Raw genomic sequence first — 17,765 nt, forward strand, 5'->3', positions numbered from 1 at the left:
GCGACGGACTCGCCGCGGAAGAAGAAGCGTTCCTCCACCCCGAAAACCCCGTCCGCACCCCGTACATCACCCAAAAAATGGCTGATGCACAAGGACCGGTCATCGCCGTCACCGACTACATGAAAGCCGTCCCGGACCAGGTACGCCAATTCCTGCCCAACGACTTCGCGACCCTCGGCGCCGACGGCTTCGGCTTCTCCGACACCCGAGCAGCAGCACGACGCTACTTCAAAATCGACTCACACTCCGTCGTCGTACGCGCCCTGCAAATGCTCGCCAAAACCGGAGAAATCGACGCCACCATCCCCACCCAAGCAGCCACCAAATACGACCTCCTCAACGTCAACGCAGGAACCACCGGCAACGCCGGCGGCGAAGGCTAAACACCACCAGGAATACAGCAATAACTAAGCAATGATGAAGGGGCCGGCGCACATTGCGCCGGCCCCTTCATTGTCCCCAGCTGCCCAGTCCGACTCCGGAAACCCTAGCTGGTGCCCAGCAACAGCTGGATGGGTCCCATGCAGAAGTAGATCACAAAGGCCACGGCCACACCCCACATCAGGACGTGCATTTCCTTGGCCCGCCCCTGTGCAACCCGAATGATCACGTAGGCAATGAAGCCGGCTCCCAAACCGTTGGCGATCGAGTAGGTGAAAGGCATCAGGATGAACGTCAGGAACGCCGGGATGGCGATGCCGATGTCGCTCCAGTCAATGTTTCGCACTTGGGAGGCCATCATGTATCCGACCACGACCAGCGCTGGCGCCACGGCTTCGAACGGCACCACCGCCACCAGTGGGGCGACAAATGCCGAGAGCAAAAGCAAACAGCCCGTGAAGATCGCGGACACTCCGGTTCGTGCACCCTCAGCGATGCCGGCACCGGATTCAACGAAGATCTCGTTGGCAGAGACGGAACCGAAGCCACCGGCCATGGAACCGGCAGCATCCACGAGCAGTACCCGGCTGGCATTCTTCATGTTGCCGTTTTCATCCAACAGTCCGGCTTCACTGGCCAGTCCCGTCATGGTGCCCATGGCATCAAAGAAGACGCTGAGCAAGATGGTGAACGTCAGCAAAAGTGCGGACATGAAGCCCAGGTGAACAAAGGCACCAAAGATGTCCACTTTGCCGATCAGGGACAAATCCGGCACCGAAAAGATGGTGGTCGGCAGGACAGGGACCATCAACGACCAGCCGGAGGGATCAGTCTGACTTGAGGGGGTGTTCGTGAGCAGTTGCAGTCCCATGGCAAAGAGCGTGGAAACCACGATGCCAATCAGAATTGCACCTTTCGTCTTGCGCACTACCAGGACGATGGTCAGCACCAAGCCGAGGACAAAGACCAACACGGGCCATCCCAGCAGCTTCCCGTCTATGCCCAACATCAGGGGAACAGTGGTGTGTGAGGCATCCGGTATGCGACGGACAAAGCCAGCATTGACCAGCCCGATGATGGCGATGAACAATCCTATGCCAACCACAATGGCGGTTTTCAGCCCCTTGGGAACAGCCACCATGACGGCTTCCCGCAGTCCAGAGAGGACCAGGATGAACATGATGATGCCGGAAAGGAGCACCAGTCCCATGATTTCCGGCCACGTGACATTTTTAGTGGTCGCCACGGTGGCTGAGACGAACGCGTTGACACCCAAGCCTGCTGCAAGCGCGAAGGGATACTTTGCCCACGCACCCATGACGATGGTGACCACACCGGCGACGACCGCCGTCACCGCAGCCACTTGGGGTATGCCCAGCGTTGCCCCTGAGCCATCCGGGGCGCTGAGGATTAGCGGGTTGAGCACCACAATATAGGCCATGGCGAAGAACGTGGCCAGGGCACCGCGAAATTCACGCAGCACGTTGGAGCCGCGAGCAGTGATTTCGAAATAATTGTCGATGGAGTTCCAAACGCCGCCCTTGGGCGCTGGCTGCTCAGAGTTCGGGGCGGTCGCTACGTTCTTTTTCCCGGTCCTGTTCACATTGGACATGGCTGTTTCCCACCTGACCTAGTAGTCAATCCGGGTTTCGAGACCGTTCCAGGTGTTGAACGGAGTGAGCGGGTCTGTGGCACCCGGCGCGATCTGCGCAACGGGCATGCTCCGCTGCTCTACAGGGGTGTCGAAGAAGTCGTAAAATACAGCATCGTCAAAGCCGGCGCGGGCTGCATCGTGACGGTCCGCAGCGAAGAAGACCTTTTCCACACGCGCCCAGAGGGATGATGCCAGGCACATGGGGCAGGGTTCGCAACTGGTGTACAGCGTGGCACCGGTGAGGTCGAATGTGCCAAGTGCCGAGCATGCATTCCTGATGGCCGTCACTTCGGCATGAGCGGTGGGATCATTGTTGGCGGTGACCCGATTAATGCCCTCAAAAGCCCTGCCGTCTGCGGTGACTATGATGGCGCCGAAGGGCCCACCTTCGTCCAGCACATTGGCCGTGGCCAGTTCGACTGCCTGAGCCAGGTATTTCTGGTTGTTTTCGCTGGTATTCATGGTGACTTCCTTGTCACTGAGGCAACCGGCGCTGACTTTCATAAGAGGACTCTGTTGCCTCCGCATACCGATATGCCCTTGGGTTTGAGATCAGAATTCAAATTACCCCCGGTAGTTAGCGCCCCAAGTGATGCGCCCGCCGTAGTCATGCTGGAACACTAACACCGGCGATTGAGCAGTGACAAGACCTTTTTCGAAACTCATTTCTCACATTGTGAAAACTCGAATCGTTGGGCCGTCCACCCTGGGCCATGTGTGATCCTGTGTCGACATGCTCAACGGCGGCCGGCTGTCGGACCGTGCGGGCCCTATCCCGTTCCCCACCCACGGGTGTAGGCTGCGTCACAATAGCCACCGCCTGTTTGCATGGATAACCTGGCCTGGCTTCCCGACCTCGTCGGCCTCAACCATGCTAAAACGAATGCGGACACGCATTGGTTTTACACCGTTGCTGGATAGAACGAAAGAGGATTGGTCATGACCGAACCCGTCAATCAAGCCGAGACGGATGTAGCTGCCACAGCCCTGACCGTCAATGGAAACAAGATGTCAGTCGCGGACGTCGCCCCGCACACCACCACTTTGCAATGGCTGCGAGGCAATGGGATCACAGGCCCCAAAGAGGGGTGCGCGGAAGGTGAGTGCGGAGCGTGCGCCGTGATGGTCTCACGGCCCGATGGTGAAGGAGGCACCCGCTGGACCTCAGTGAACTCATGCCTTGTACCCGCTGCAATGCTCGCTGGCCAGGAAATTTACACAGCTGAAGGTCTGGCCTCCGCCGACGCGCTGCACCCGGTCCAGCAGGAGATGGCCATGCGGGGCGGTTCCCAGTGCGGCTATTGCACACCCGGTTTCGTGTCCTCGATGGCTGCCGAGTACTACCGTGAGGACCGCGTAAATTGCGAATGCGGGTCGGGCGGGTGCTTTTCAGCCCCCACGACCTCCGACATCATCTCCACCGCACGCGCCGTGCCGTCCGGGAACAAACTTCCCTGGCCGCTCGTCCTGAACGACGACGCCCAGCGCCTTGAACCTTGGCTGCCACCGCGGACTGAGCGGGACGCGGCTGCGGGTGCCGACGTCGTGCCGGCCACGAGGTACGAATCGACGTCCCCACACGAACCCGAGATCGGGCCCAATGGATTCGATCTGCATGCACTCTCAGGCAACCTGTGCCGGTGCACCGGATACCGGCCCATCCGTGACGCGGCCTTCGCGCTCGGGGAAGTTGATCCCGACGATCCAATCGCCCAACGACGCAATCAGCCCGCCCCCGCCAGTCGCCCCCTGCGCATCGAGACATCGGGGAATACCTTCGTCCGTCCTGCTGATCTCGAGGAGACCCTCAGTCTCCTCGCCGGGGCACCGGAGGCCGTCCTGGTGGCTGGCTCAACCGATTGGGGAGTCGAGCTGACAATCAAGCACCGCCGCACCCCACTGACCATCGCGATTGACCAGCTGCCGGAGTTGCGTCAGTTCCACGTTGCTGGCGACCATATCGAGATCGGCGCGGCACTCACTCTGTCGGAGGTCGAACGCCTCCTTGGAGGTTCGGTGCCCGTACTCGCCCAAGCCCTCCCCCTCTTCGCGTCTCGACTGATCAGGAACGCTGCGACGATCGGCGGAAACCTCGGTACCGGATCCCCAATCGGCGACATGGCCCCCGCACTCCTGGCCCTCGACGCCGATCTTGTGCTCAGCTCACCGCGCGGTGATCGGACGGTGGCGCTGGCCGACTACTTCACGGGCTACCGCACGAGCATACGAGCGGCCGATGAACTCATCCGCGCAGTGCGGATCCCGACGCCGGTCGCACCGATGGGCCAATTCTACAAAGTTGCCAAACGTAAATTCGATGATATCTCCTCGGTGGCAGTGGCCATCGCCGCGACTGTCACCGACGGGACGGTTCAGCACATCCGTATCGGTGTGGGCGGGGCCGCCGCGATGACACTGCGTGCGTTGGACACTGAAGCCGCAGTGATCGGCAAGCCGTGGACGGCCGAAACGTTCGAGGCAGCCGCCGAGGTCATGCAGACCGTGGGGACGCCGATGTCCGACCACCGTGCCAGTGCCGAATACCGCAGCGCCACACTCGCCCAATCCATCCGTCGCTTCTACTCGGAGGCTGCATCATGAATCCGTTTTCCTCCCGCCCTCTTGCGGAGATCCCCGACGGCGGCACCACCGGTGTCGTCATGCCGCACGAGGCCGCGTGGGAGCATGTCACGGGTCAGGCTTTGTACACTGACGACCTTCCCTACCGGTCAGCCAATGTTCTCCACGCGTGGCCGCTCCAAGTTTTCGCCGCGCACGCCCACATCGACTCCATCGACACGTCCAAGGCCGAGGCAATGCCCGGGGTGGTTCGTGTACTCACGGCTTTGGACGTCCCGGGCCTGAACGATTACGGTGACATTGGGGACGAAATTCTCTTCCCCAACGAGGTGCTGTACCACGGACAACCTGTAGCTTGGGTGCTCGCTGAGAGCCTCGAAGAAGCACGCCTGGCAACCGACGCCATCGCGATCGCCTATACGGAACTGCCGTCCATCATCACCGCCCAGGAGGCCATCGCGGCAGGGCAGTTCCAGGGACCGCGGGCGACGCTCCAGCGCGGCGACGCTGATGCGGCCCTCGCGAACGCTCCGCACCGCATCAGCGGTGGGATCGACATCCAGGGCCAGGAGCACTTCTATCTTGAGACCCAGGCATCGTTCGCCACCGTCGACGAGAGCGGGCAGGTTTTCATCCAGTCCTCAACCCAGGCCCCGAGCCACACGCAGGAGGTGGCTGCCCGGGTCCTGGGCATTTCATCGAGCCAGGTCACGGTGCAGTGCCTGCGCATGGGTGGCGGCTTCGGTGGCAAGGAGACGAACGCGAATGCGTTCGCATCCGTCGCGGCCATGGGCGCCGTACTGACTGGCCGGCCCGTAAGCCTGCGCCTCAACCGCACTCAGGATCTGACCATGACCGGCAAGCGTGGCGGCTTCCATGCCACTTGGGAGGCCGGTTTGGACGACGACGGGCACATCCTTTCGTACAAGGCCGTGCTGACCGCCGATGGCGGCTTCAGCGTCGACCTGTCCCCCGCCGTCGTGAGCCGAGCGCTGTGCCACGTCGATAATGCCTACTACCTTCCCAATGTCCATGTGATCGGCCAAATCGCGCGGACGAACAAGACCTCAAACACGGCATTCCGTGGCTTCGGCGCACCCTCCGGCATGATCGTGACCGAGGATCTGCTTGGCCAGGCGGCCACGAAGCTGGGCCTCGGCGAAGAGGAAATCCGCCGCAGGAACTTCTATGCTCCGGGCCAGAGCACCCCCTATGAGCAGGTGGTCAGCCAGGCCGAGCGCATGGTCGACATCTGGGACAAGCTCAAGAAATCAAGTGACTACGATGCCCGGCTTCTCGACGTGGCCGCATTCAACACCGCCCACCAACACGTCAAGCGGGGCTTGGCCATCACTCCGGTGAAGTTCGGCGTCTCGTTCAACAAACCGTTCTTAAACCAGGCCGGTGCGCTCGTGCTCGTCTACCGCGACGGCTCGGTGCTCATCAACCACGGCGGCACGGAGATGGGCCAGGGCCTGCACACGAAAATGCTGCAAGTCGCCGCAACAGCGCTGGGGCTCCCGCTGCGGCGTGTTCGTCTCGCTCCGACTCGGACCGATAAAGTGCCCAACACCTCTGCCACGTCTGCCTCGACCGGCTCCGACCTCAACGGCGGTGCAGTCAAGAACGCCTGCGAGCTCATCCTGGACCGGCTTGCTCCGGTGGCAGCCGGCATGCTCGGCGTCCACGCGAACGACGTCCGCATCACGAGAGGGGTTGTCAACGGGTTGGGAACGGAGAAGTGCACGACTTGGGAGGAGCTTATTGAGACGGCATATTTCCAACGGGTGTCATTGTCAGCGACCGGTTATTACCGCACCGAAGGACTCTACTTCGATTCGAGCACGTACAAGGGCAACGCGTTTAAATACTATGCCCGCGGGGCCGCAGTCGCCGAGGTGGAGGTTGATGGGTACACCGGAGCGTACACGACGCGGCAGGTGGACCTGCTGCACGACGTCGGCAGTTCGCTCTCACCCTTGATCGACCTCGGACAGGTCGAAGGTGCATTTATCCAAGGCGTCGGCTGGCTCACGCAGGAGGATCTGCGGTGGGACACGAGCGACGGGCCCAACCGCGGCAAGCTGCTGACGCAGGCGGCGAGTACATACAAGCTGCCGTCGTTCTCAGAGTTGCCACAAGTCTTCAACGTGGACCTCTACGTGCACGGGGAGACCACCGACGACGGTGGAAGTGTGTACGGGTCAAAGGCCGTGGGTGAGCCGCCGCTCATGCTGTCCATTGCGGTGCGGGAGGCGCTGCGCGCCGCCGCAGCGGCCTTCGGTGAGCCGGGGCATCAGGTCGAGTTGCCTTCACCGGCCACGCCCGAAGCGGTGTACTGGGCGCTGGACAAGGCGCGCAGGATGGTGTCCGACCCGGCTCTCGCCGCCGATTGATCCGGACAGGGCATCGTGGATTGGATCAACGCTCTCGCTCGTGCGCACACTGCCGGGACGATAGGGGTGCTGGCGACGATCATCGAGGTCCGCGGCCACTCCCCCCGCGAAGTCGGTGCGAAGATGTTCATCTCAGCCGAGGCTGCATCGGGGAGCATCGGCGGCGGCAACATGGAAGCCACCGTCACCGAGCGCGCCCGCACAATGCTCGATGGCGGGATGGATACGGTGGAGGAAGTCGAATTCGGCCTCAATGAACACGCACCGGCAGCCTATGGCACCCAATGCTGCGGCGGCGTCGTGCGGGTACTGTTGGAAACGATTGGACGGCGCCCCACCGTCGCAGTTTTCGGTGCCGGCCACGTTGGCAGGGAATTGGCACGAATCCTCAGCCGCCACGAGATTGTCCTGCACCTTGCCGACTCCCGGGAGGGCATGATCGACGGCGTTCTCGCCGCCACGCTCGAAGCCGGCCCGGCCGCTGTGCACCTGCATACCCTGCCTGCCCCCGAGACCCTCATCGCTGAGCTTCCGGATGGCGCGCATCTGCTCATCCTCACCCACGACCATGCAGAAGATCTGATGCTCTGCGACGCGGCTCTGCGACGGGAAGGGTTCGGGAGCATCGGGGTCATCGGATCCGCCACAAAATGGGCCAGGTTTCGGATGAAGCTCACAGCCGAGGGGCATTCGGAAGCCTTGCTCGAGCGTATTCAGTGCCCCATCGGAGTCCCCGACATCACCGGGAAACACCCTGCCGTGATCGCCATCGGTGTCGCCGCCGACCTGATGCGTGTCTTTCAGAAAGGTCCGGCTAGTTTCTGTTGAGCCCCGTGGAGATCACTTGGGCGGCCTTGTGCAGCAGCGGGATGGCGCGGTTGGCAAAACGCTCGTCAACGCGCTGGACGGGGCCGGAGACGGAGATTGCCGTCGGCGTGGGCGCGTTAGGAACAGCCATGGCGAAGCAACGCACACCAAGTTCCTGCTCTTCCTCGTCAATCGAGTAGCCGCGTTCGCGGATCTGGGCGAGGTCGGCCAGCAGACTTTCAACGTTCTTGTGGCTTTTACTAGTGGGCGTGGGCATGCCTTGCCGAGCCACAATGCGACGCACTGTGTCGTCGTCCAGTTGGGCCAGCAGCGCCTTGCCGACGCCGGTGTCGTGGGTGTGGGCCCGGCGACCCACCTCGGTAAACATGCGCATGGCGTGCGGGGAGGGGACCTGGGCAATGTAAATGACCATGTCCGTGTCCAGGACGGCCATGTTGGCTGTTTCACCCAATTGCTGGACCAAAGACTCCAGCTGCGGCATGGCCATGGCGCCAAGCTGCTTCGTGGCACCTTCACCCAATCGGATCAACCGCGGGCCCAGAGCGTAGCGTCGGCTGGGCAGCTGACGAATGTAGCCAAGCGAGACAAGGGTGCGCAGGAGCCTGTGAATGGTGGGCAGCGGCAGCTCGGTGGAGGCGGAGAGCTCACTGAGGGTTACATTGCCGCCAGCTTCGGTAATGAGTTCGAGCAGTTCGAAGACACGCTCCACGGACTGAACGCCGCCCGTTGCTTTAGCTGCCATGGTGAGTCTCCTACTAGTTCAAAGTCACTAATCATTCCGCATGGTGGTATGAATCTTCCAATTGACAACATACCTTATTCAGCTTCAGCGTCTTCAAACATCGCGCAGGGCTTGAATTTCCACCAGATAGATAATAATATCCATTCTACGAGAACAATCGTAAATGTCGACTAGCCCTCACGGGCCATACCTCAAGGAATCTCAATGGCGAATCCTAGCCCCGGCAACTCCATCACCCTCCGCGTGACCGCTCCGTCCAACTTCACCGTCACGAGCGAGCTGGCGGCTGCCGTCGGTTCAGCCGGTGCCGCAGTCACCGCGTTGGACGTTGTTGAATCACAGCACGAGAGCATCGTCGTCGACATCACCGCGAACACCACCGACGACGAACACGCAAACCGGGTCAAAGATGCCCTGGAAGCACTCGAGGGCGTTCACGTCCTGCACGTCTCGGACCGCACGTTCCTGATGCACTTGGGCGGCAAGCTCGAGGTCAACTCCAAGTTCGTCATCCGTAACCGTGACGATCTCTCACGCGCCTACACCCCCGGCGTCGCCCGTGTCTGCATGGCCATCCATGAAGATCCTGCCGCTGCCCGCAACCTGACCATCAAGCGCAACACCATCGCCGTGGTCACCGACGGCACCGCCGTCCTCGGCTTGGGCGACATTGGACCCGCAGCCGCACTTCCCGTCATGGAAGGCAAGGCAGCCCTGTTCAAGCAGTTCGCAAACGTTGATGCCTGGCCCGTCTGCCTTGACACCAAGGACACCGAAGAGATCATCATGATCGTCAAGGCCATGGCTCCGGTTTACGGTGGCATCAACCTTGAAGACATCGCCGCTCCCCGCTGCTTCGAAATTGAGCGTCGCTTGAAGGAAGAACTGGACATCCCGGTCTTCCACGATGACCAGCATGGCACGGCAATCGTCACCCTCGCCGCACTGACCAACGCACTGAAGGTCGTCGACAAGAAGATCGAAGACGTCAAGATCGTTGTTGCAGGCGTCGGCGCAGCCGGCAACGCCATCATCCAGCTCCTGCTGGCCCAGGGTGCCAAGAACATTGTGGCCTGTGGCCGCAACGGCGCCATCAATCGCGACGAGACCTACACAGACGAACACCGCACGTGGCTGGCGAACAACACCAACCCGGACAACTTCACCGGCACCCTGCACGACGCCGTTGCCGGCGCCGACGTCTTCATCGGCGTCAGCGGCCCGAACGTCATCGGCGAGGAGCAGGTTGCTTCCATGGCCAAGGATTCCATCATCTTCGCCATGGCCAACCCGACCCCCGAGGTTGATCCGGTCATCGCATCGAAGTACGCAGCCGTGGTTGCCACAGGTCGCAGCGACTTCCCGAACCAGATCAACAACGTGCTGGCATTCCCCGGATTCTTCCGCGGTTTGCTGGATGCGGGCGTTTCGGACATCACAGATGAGATGCTTGTTGCAGCGGCCACTGCCATCGCCGACCGCGTCGATGACTCTGAGCGCAACGCAAGCTTCATCATTCCCAGCGTCTTCGACCCGCATGTGGCCGGCGACGTTGCAGCAGCCGTGAGGAACGCGGCAGCTGCCACACCTTCCGAAAGGGCCAACGCATGAGCAGCCAGATAGCAACAGTCACCGATCCCAACCCCATCCCGCGTGCAGAAGAAATCCTCACGCCCGAGGCCCTGGCCTTCGTGACCGAACTCAACCGCCGCTTCAACCCCATCCGCGAAGAACTGCTGGCCGCCCGCGGCACGAAGCGCGAAGAAGTTGCTGCAACAGGCAAGCTTGATTTCCTGCCGGAAACCAAGTCCGTCCGTGAAGGTGATTGGAAGGTTGCTCCGGCTCCGGCCCCCTTGCAGGACCGCCGCGTTGAAATGACCGGCCCGGCCTCACCGGCCAAGATGGCCATCAATGCGCTGAACTCCGGCGCCAAGGTGTGGCTCGCCGACCTTGAAGATGCGTCAACCCCCACCTGGCCCAACGTTGTTGACGCCGTCCTGAACCTAAAGGACGCAGCAGAGGGAACCCTTGAATACACCTCCCCCGAGGGCAAGGAATACCGCCTGCGCACCGACGCACCCCTGGCTGTTGTGGTGGCCCGCCCCCGTGGCTGGCACCTGATCGAAAGCCACGTGCTGGTCGACGGCGCACCCACCTCCGGCGGTCTGGTGGACTTTGGCCTGCTCTTCTTCCACACGGCCAAGGCGCTCATTGCCAAGGGCCAGGGTCCGTACTACTACCTGCCGAAGATGGAAAGCTACCTCGAGGCCCGCCTCTGGAACGACGTCTTCGTGTTTGCCCAGGACTACTTGGACATCCCGCAGGGCACCATCCGCGCAACCGTGCTGATTGAAACCATCCCGGCTGCGTTTGAAATGGATGAAATCCTCTACGAACTGCGCGACCACGCATCAGGGTTGAATGCAGGTCGCTGGGACTACCTCTTCAGCATCATCAAGTACTTCCGTGATGCCGGCGAGAACTTCACCCTCCCGGACCGCGCCCAGGTTGCCATGACGGCTCCCTTCATGCGTGCCTACACCGAGCTCCTGGTCAAGACCTGCCACCACCGTGGTGCCTTCGCCATGGGCGGCATGGCTGCAGTCATCCCCAACCGCCGCGAGCCCGAAGTAACGGCAGCAGCGTTTGAAAAGGTGCGCAATGACAAGACCCGCGAAGCCAATGACGGCTTTGACGGTTCATGGGTTGCCCACCCGGACCTGGTCCCCGTGTGCGAGGAAGTCTTCGAGACCATTCTCGGCGGGAAACCGAACCAGTTGGACAAGCAGCGCCCCGAGGTCAACGTCACGGCCGATCAGCTGTTGGATATTCCTTCGGCACAGGGCCAGGCAACCGAAGCAGGCCTGCGCCTGAACCTGTACGTGGCTGTCGCCTACACCGCCGTCTGGATTTCAGGCAACGGCGCCGTGGCCATCCACAACTTGATGGAAGATGCCGCCACCGCGGAAATCTCCCGTTCACAGGTCTGGCAGCAGATTCGCAACAAGACCACCCTTGCCGACACCGGCAATGTGGTCACCCGCGAACTCGTCACCAGCATCCTTGCTGAGGAAACCGAGAAGCTGCGCGGCGAAGTTGGCGAGGAACTGTTCACGAAGTACTACAAGGACGCCAGCGCCCTGATCAGTGACATCTGCCTCTCCGAGGACTACACCGACTTCCTCACCATCCCGGCCTACGAACTGGTGGGCTAGGAATGGCTGTACAAGCGTCTCTGAACGCGGCCGACCTGGCCCATATTGAGTCCGCCTGTGCCGCCACGGACACGTTGCTTGACCGCAACTACCCGGGCGACGACGGAAGCCGCCAGCCTGTCCACACGGTCTATGTGCCGGCAGACAAGTTCAATTCCTCCTTTGCCGCCGAATGGGGCGCGCAGGGTCAGGCCGCCATCGACGCCTATGGTGGACTGGAAAAGCTCGGCAAGCTGCTCGGCCAGGACGAGGAACTGGCTGCAGCCGTGGCACCTCGCGTGGCTGCCAAGCTGGCAAGCGAACCCATCGAAGACCTGCGCCTCGACTTTGAGGACGGCTTCGGCGATCGCGGTGACGAGGCAGAAGATGCTGCCGCCGTCGCAGCCGGCAAGGCTGTCAATGCAGCGGTGGAGGCTGGAACCGCTCCTCCGTTCATCGGCATTCGCTTCAAGTGCTTCGAGGCCCCCACACGGGCCCGTGGCGTGCGGACCCTTGACCTGTTTGTCTCGGCACTGGCCTCGGCCGGTGAATTGCCGCAGGGACTGATCTTGACCCTTCCCAAGGTAACCACCGTGGACCAGGTCAAGGCCATGGACTTCGCTGTCAGCCGTTTGGAGGAAATCCACGGACTGCCCGCTGGACGCCTTCGCTTTGAGGTGCAGGTGGAAACCCCACAGATCATCCTCAGCCACGAAGGCACCTCCCCCGTCGCACAGCTGGCCCACGCAGTGCCAGGACGCATCAGCGGCCTGCACTATGGCACCTACGACTACAGTGCATCGCTGGAAATTTCAGCCGAGTACCAGTCCATGGAACACCCCGTCGCGGATCTCGCGAAGGAAGTCATGCAGTTGGCAGTCGCCGGAACAGGCATCCGCCTTTCCGACGGCTCAACCAACATCATGCCCATTGGTGAAGGTGCCGAGTCCGCTTGGGCACTGCACGGCCGGTTGGTCCGCCGTTCCTTGGAACGCGGCTACTACCAGGGCTGGGACTTGAACGCTGCCCAGCTGCCGAGCCGTTTCAGCGCAACGTACGCGTTCTACCGCCAGGGGCTGCCCGCAGCCGCCGTGCGGTTGCGCAACTACGTCCAGCAGACCCCCGGTGCTGTCATGGACGAGCCGGCAACGGCCCGCGCCTTGGCGAACTTCATCCTGCGCGGCCTCGTTTGTGGAGCCGCCGGAGCCGAAGAAGTGCTGGCCCTGACGAGCCTTGACCAAAGTCAACTGACGAAGCTGGCCCACCCGCGGCTCGCTTCCGTCTCCAAGTAAAAGGATTCAGCTATGGGCAAGTATTACTACCCGCAAGGCGGCCTGCCGCCGCAGACACACCTGACCACCGAACGCGCCATTGTCAAGGAGGCCTACACGGTCATCCCCAAGGGCGTCATGACGGACATCGTGACCAGTTCACTGCCGGGCTTCTCCAACACCCGCTCATGGATCCTGGCACGTCCCATCTCCGGCTTTGCCACCACCTTCTCTCAGCTGATCGTTGAGATTGGTGCTGGCGGCGGCGCCCCTCGCGCCGAGTTCGAGCCCGGCGTTGAAGGCGTCATCTTTGTGACCAAGGGCAAGGTCAACCTGACCCTTGAAGGCGAACTGCACCAGTTGGAGGAAGGCGGCTACGCCTACCTCGCAGCCGGTGACGCCTGGGGCTTGGAGAACGTTTCCGATGACATCGTCTCGTTCCAGTGGATCCGCAAGGCGTACGAGCGTCTTGACGGCTACGAGGCAACGTCATTTGTCACCAGTGACGATGAAGTTGAGCCCACTGCGATGCCGGACACCAACGGTGCCTGGAAGACCACCCGGTTCACGGACTCATCCGACCTGGCACACGACATGCAGGTGAACATTGTTACGTTCCAGCCCGGCGGCGTCATCCCGTTCCCGGAAACGCACGTCATGGAACACGGCCTGTACGTCCTTGAAGGCAAGGCCATGTACCTGCTCAATGATGACTGGGTCGAAGTGGAAGCAGGCGACTTCCTGTGGCTCCGCGCATTCTGCCCGCAGGCGTGCTACGCCGGCGGCCCTGGCGAGTTCCGCTACCTGCTGTACAAGGACATGAACCGTCAGATCAAACTGACGTAAGGTCCACATTTGCAATATCAGCGCCCGTTTGTGCTTTTAGCCCCCGTCTGACGGGGTGCTAAAAGCACAAATGGGTGCTTTTTTGTGTCTAACGCCGACCCACGCGTGATTCGCATCCCACCATGGCCTTGACGTTGCCCGTAATCATCTCTAAACTTTTCATAAGGCAGAAACTTATTTCCACAATATGAGAACGTTGGAATCTAGAATTCCATTGGAAGGTCCTACAATGACGTACACAGTGAACTGCTCCATCCTCCTGACAGAGCTTCCCCTGCTCGAACGCCCGGCCGCAGCCAAGGCCGCTGGTTTTGACGCAGTGGAGTTCTGGTGGCCCTTTGAATCCTCCGTCCCGGCCGACGCCGATGTCACCGCGTTTGAGCGTGCCATCACCGATGCAGGCGTGCAGCTGACCGGTCTGAACTTCAACGCCGGCAACATGCCCGGCGGTGACCGCGGCCTCGTTTCCTGGAAGGGACGCTGCTCGGAATTCAAGGACAACATTGCCGTGGTGGCAGGTATTGGCGAACGCCTCGGCTGCAAGCACTTCAACGCCCTGTATGGCAACCGTCAGGAAGAGTTCACTGCCGAGGAGCAGGACGAACTTGGTGTCAAGAACCTCGTGGCCGCTGCCCAAGGCGTTGCAGCCATCGGCGGCACCGTGTTGCTGGAACCCGTCTCCGGAACGCCCGCCTACCCGTTGAAGACCGCTGCGGATGTCATGGCCATCATCGCCAGGACCGAAGCAGCCGGCGTCGACAATGTGAAGCTCCTTGCTGACTTCTACCACTTGGCCGTCAACGGCGACGACGTAGCAGCTGTCATTGAAAACCATGCCAAGGACTTCGGCCACATTCAGATCGCCGACAACCCCGGCCGCGGTGCCCCCGGCACCGGCACGCTCCCGCTCGACCAGTGGATCGCCCGCAGCCGCGAATTGGGCTACACCGGCCCCATCGGCCTGGAATACAAGGCTCCCGCAGCGGAGGCCTTCAACTGGGCCGTTCGCCAGCCTTCCAACTAAACCTCCCTCCACCAAACCCCTTACACTTCACGCAAAGGAATCAATATGAGCAACGTTGCAGTAATCGGACTCGGCATCATGGGACTGCCCATGGCAGTGAACCTCGTCAAGGCCGGCCACACGGTCACCGGCTTCAACCGCAGCCAGGGCGCCATCGACAAGCTTGTCGAAGCCGGCGGCAAGGGCGGCACGTCCATCGCCGACGCCGTGAAGGACGCCGACGTCGTCGTCACCATGGTTCCGGACTCCCCCGACGTTGAAGGTGTTGTCAGCGGCCCCGAGGGCCTCTTCGCCAACGCCCGCAAGGGCACCATCTGGGTTGACGCCAGCTCCATCCGCCCCGACGTCTCCAAGCGCCTCTCCGAAGACGCCGTTGCAGCCGGTATCCGCCCCTTGGACGCTCCCGTCTCAGGTGGCGAGCAGGGTGCCATTGACGGTGTCCTCTCCATCATGGTTGGCGGAGACGCCAAGGACTTTGCCGACGCGGCAGAGGTCCTGAATGCCGTTGGCAAGACCATCGTTCACGTTGGTCCCTCCGGCTCAGGCCAGACTGTCAAGGCAGCCAACCAGCTGATCGTGGCCGTCAACATCCAGGCTCTCTCGGAAGCCATCGTGTTCCTTGAGGCTTACGGCGTGGACACCGACGCCGCACTGAAGGTTCTTGGCGGGGGCCTCGCCGGCTCCAAGGTCCTTGACCAGAAGGGCCAGAAGATGCTCGATCGCAACTTCGACCCCGGCTTCCGCCTTGCCCTTCACAACAAGGACCTCGGCATTGTCACAGCAGCAGCCCGCGAAGCCGGCGTTGCTGTCCCGCTTGGCGGCGCAGTTGCCCAGCTCGTCACGTCCATGGTTGCCCAGGGCGACGGCGGACTGGACCACTCAGGTCTGTTCAAGCTGGCACTGGCCTCCTCCGGCCGCAAGTAAGCAACACCCTGCGGGGTTCACGCCCCACACACTTCCCGCCGTCGGATGATCCTCGAGACGTCCGACGGCGGGAAACCCACCTCCCGTTCAGCACTCCCCGGCCCCACCAGGGCACACCGCACAAAAATTTTGAAGGAGCAAACCATGGCTAAAATGCGCAGCGTAGACGCAGCCGTTTTGATTTTGGAAAAAGAAGGCGCCACGGAGATCTTTGGTCTTCCCGGAGCAGCCATCAACCCGTTCTACTCCGCCATGCGCCAGCACGGCGGCTTCAACCACACCCTGGCGCGCCACATGGAAGGTGGCTCCCACATGGCGGACGGCTACTCACGTGCCGCCGAGGGCAACATCGGTGTTTGCACCGGTACGTCCGGCCCCGCCGGCACCGACATGATCACCGGGCTGTACGCTGCCCAGGCTGACTCCATCCCGATGCTGTGCATCACCGGTCAGGCACCTGTTGCCAAGCTGCACAAAGAAGACTTCCAGGCCATTGACATCGAGACCATTGCTGCCCCGGTCACCAAAATGTCCATGACGGTCAAGGAGCCCGGCCAGATCCCCGGCGCCTTCCAGAAAGCCTTCTACCTCATGCGCTCAGGCCGTCCCGGCCCGGTCCTCTTGGACCTGCCCATCGACGTGCAGATGGCCGAAATTGAATTCGACATCGACGCTTACGAGCCCCTCGTCCCGAGCAAGCCCGCCGCATCGCGCCAGCAGGCCGAAAAAGCCCTGGACATCCTGCTGGCCGGAGAAAAGCCGCTGATCGTCGCCGGTGGCGGCGTCATCAACGCCAACGCCTCCGAGCAGCTGGTGGAATTGGCTGAGCTGCTGAACATTCCCGTCATCTCCACGCTCATGGGCTGGGGCGTCATCGCGGACGACCACCCGCTGAGCGCCGGCATGGTTGGCCTGCAGACCTCACACCGCTACGGCAACGCCACGTTCCTGGAGTCAGACACCGTCATCGGCATCGGCAACCGCTGGGCCAACCGCCACACCGGCGGACTGGACACCTACACCAAGGGCCGCAAGTTCATCCACGTGGACATCGAGCCCACCCAGATCGGCCGCGTTTTCGCACCTGACCTGGGCATCGTCTCCGACGCCGGAGCAGCCCTGACCGTGTTGCTCGAAGTCGCTCGTGAGCGCAAGGCCGACCTCGGCGTGCCGGACTACGGTGCCTGGTCCAAGGACTGCCAGGCTCGCAAGGGCTCGCTGCAGCGCAAGACCCACTTCGACAACGTGCCCATGAAGCCGCAGCGCGTGTACGAAGAAATGAATGCCGCGTTCGGCCCGGACACCACCTACGTCTCCACCATCGGTTTGTCGCAGATTGCCGGCGCCCAGATGCTGCACGTCTTTGGCCCGCGCCAGTGGATCAACGCCGGACAGGCCGGCCCCTTGGGTTGGACCATGCCTGCAGCCCTGGGCGTTGTCCGCGGCAAGCCGGGACAGCCCGTTGTTGCACTCTCGGGTGACTACGACTTCCAGTTCATGATCGAAGAACTGGCCGTCGGCGCTCAGTTCAACCTGCCGTACATCCACGTAGTCGTCAACAACTCCTACCTGGGCCTGATCCGTCAGTCCCAGCGCGGCTTGAAGATGGATTACCACGTGTCGCTGGCATTCGACAACCTCAACTCGCCGGAGACCAACGGCTACGGCGTTGACCACATCAAGGTTGCCGAAGGCCTGGGCTGCAAGGCCATCCGCGTTGAGCGCCCCGAGGACATGGCTGCCGCATTCGCCGAGGCAAAGCGCCTCATGGAAGAGTTCAAGGTTCCGGTTGTTGTCGAAGCCATCCTGGAGCGCGTCACCAACATTTCCATGGGCACCGAGCTGGACAACGTCAACGAGATCGAAGACATTGCCCAATACGCCGCCGACGCACCCACCGCAATCCTGACACTTCAGGACTAGGG

Annotated in this window: 13 protein-coding genes and 1 pseudogene; 11 read left to right on the forward strand and 3 right to left on the reverse strand. The window is 61.9% G+C overall.

Annotation, left to right across the window (positions count from 1 at the left end):
* Positions 1-383: pseudogene (locus JMA46_RS06765) on the forward strand (pyruvate dehydrogenase (acetyl-transferring), homodimeric type); the annotation flags it as partial.
* 104 nt (positions 384-487) lie between these two features.
* Here JMA46_RS06765 and JMA46_RS06770 read toward each other — a convergent pair.
* Both JMA46_RS06770 and JMA46_RS06775 read right to left on the reverse strand, forming a co-directional pair.
* The gene (locus JMA46_RS06770) at positions 488-1,993 is read right to left on the reverse strand and encodes an NCS2 family permease (protein WP_207344579.1); all 1,506 of its coding nucleotides are present in this window, start codon (positions 1,991-1,993) and stop codon (positions 488-490) included.
* Between the two features lie 18 nt (positions 1,994-2,011).
* Complete coding sequence (locus JMA46_RS06775) at positions 2,012-2,497, reverse strand: nucleoside deaminase (RefSeq protein ID WP_207344580.1); 486 nt, start codon at positions 2,495-2,497, stop codon at positions 2,012-2,014.
* Between the two features lie 477 nt (positions 2,498-2,974).
* Between JMA46_RS06775 and JMA46_RS06780 the strand changes: the two genes are divergently transcribed.
* From JMA46_RS06780 to xdhC, 3 genes are read left to right on the forward strand one after another with little or no spacing between them, the layout of a single operon-like run.
* Positions 2,975-4,636 carry an FAD binding domain-containing protein gene (locus tag JMA46_RS06780; protein ID WP_207344581.1) on the forward strand — a complete coding sequence of 554 codons (1,662 nt, stop codon included), beginning with the start codon at positions 2,975-2,977 and terminating at the stop codon, positions 4,634-4,636.
* Positions 4,633-7,011, forward strand: a complete 2,379-nt coding sequence (xdhB, locus tag JMA46_RS06785; RefSeq protein WP_207344582.1) for a xanthine dehydrogenase molybdopterin binding subunit — start codon at positions 4,633-4,635, stop codon at positions 7,009-7,011. The genes JMA46_RS06780 and xdhB overlap by 4 nt, the downstream gene beginning before the upstream one ends.
* Before the next feature lie 15 nt (positions 7,012-7,026).
* Positions 7,027-7,839, forward strand: coding sequence for a xanthine dehydrogenase accessory protein XdhC (gene xdhC / locus JMA46_RS06790; protein ID WP_207344583.1), 813 nt, complete (start codon positions 7,027-7,029; stop codon positions 7,837-7,839).
* Here xdhC and JMA46_RS06795 read toward each other — a convergent pair.
* Entirely contained in the window at positions 7,826-8,581 is a 756-nt protein-coding gene (locus JMA46_RS06795; RefSeq protein ID WP_207344584.1) for an IclR family transcriptional regulator, read from the reverse strand. The two genes, xdhC and JMA46_RS06795, sit on opposite strands and share 14 nt — an antisense overlap.
* Positions 8,582-8,785: 204 nt before the next feature.
* On the opposite strand from JMA46_RS06795, the gene JMA46_RS06800 reads away from it, so the two are divergent.
* The 7 genes from JMA46_RS06800 (at position 8,786) to gcl (ending at position 17,763) form a co-directional block, all read left to right on the forward strand.
* A complete protein-coding gene (locus tag JMA46_RS06800; RefSeq protein ID WP_207344585.1) occupies positions 8,786-10,192 on the forward strand; it encodes an NAD-dependent malic enzyme in 1,407 nt (468 codons plus the stop codon).
* The gene (aceB, locus tag JMA46_RS06805; protein WP_207344586.1) at positions 10,189-11,796 is read left to right on the forward strand and encodes a malate synthase A; all 1,608 of its coding nucleotides are present in this window, start codon (positions 10,189-10,191) and stop codon (positions 11,794-11,796) included. Before JMA46_RS06800 ends, aceB begins: the two co-directional genes overlap by 4 nt.
* Positions 11,797-11,798: 2 nt before the next feature.
* Positions 11,799-13,067 carry an aldolase gene (locus JMA46_RS06810; protein WP_207344587.1) on the forward strand — a complete coding sequence of 423 codons (1,269 nt, stop codon included), beginning with the start codon at positions 11,799-11,801 and terminating at the stop codon, positions 13,065-13,067.
* Positions 13,068-13,079: 12 nt separating this feature from the next.
* Positions 13,080-13,892, forward strand: a complete 813-nt coding sequence (locus tag JMA46_RS06815; RefSeq protein ID WP_207344588.1) for a bifunctional allantoicase/(S)-ureidoglycine aminohydrolase — start codon at positions 13,080-13,082, stop codon at positions 13,890-13,892.
* A gap of 229 nt (positions 13,893-14,121) precedes the next feature.
* Positions 14,122-14,916 carry a TIM barrel protein gene (locus JMA46_RS06820; RefSeq protein WP_207344589.1) on the forward strand — a complete coding sequence of 265 codons (795 nt, stop codon included), beginning with the start codon at positions 14,122-14,124 and terminating at the stop codon, positions 14,914-14,916.
* Between the two features lie 45 nt (positions 14,917-14,961).
* The gene (locus JMA46_RS06825; RefSeq protein ID WP_207344590.1) at positions 14,962-15,840 is read left to right on the forward strand and encodes a 2-hydroxy-3-oxopropionate reductase; all 879 of its coding nucleotides are present in this window, start codon (positions 14,962-14,964) and stop codon (positions 15,838-15,840) included.
* A 144-nt stretch (positions 15,841-15,984) separates the two neighbouring features.
* Positions 15,985-17,763, forward strand: a complete 1,779-nt coding sequence (gene gcl / locus JMA46_RS06830) for a glyoxylate carboligase (protein ID WP_207344591.1) — start codon at positions 15,985-15,987, stop codon at positions 17,761-17,763.
* Positions 17,764-17,765: the final 2 nt, after the last annotated feature.

The organism is Arthrobacter sp. E3, from assembly GCF_017353415.1.
Taxonomy (GTDB): Bacteria; Actinomycetota; Actinomycetes; order Actinomycetales; family Micrococcaceae; genus Specibacter.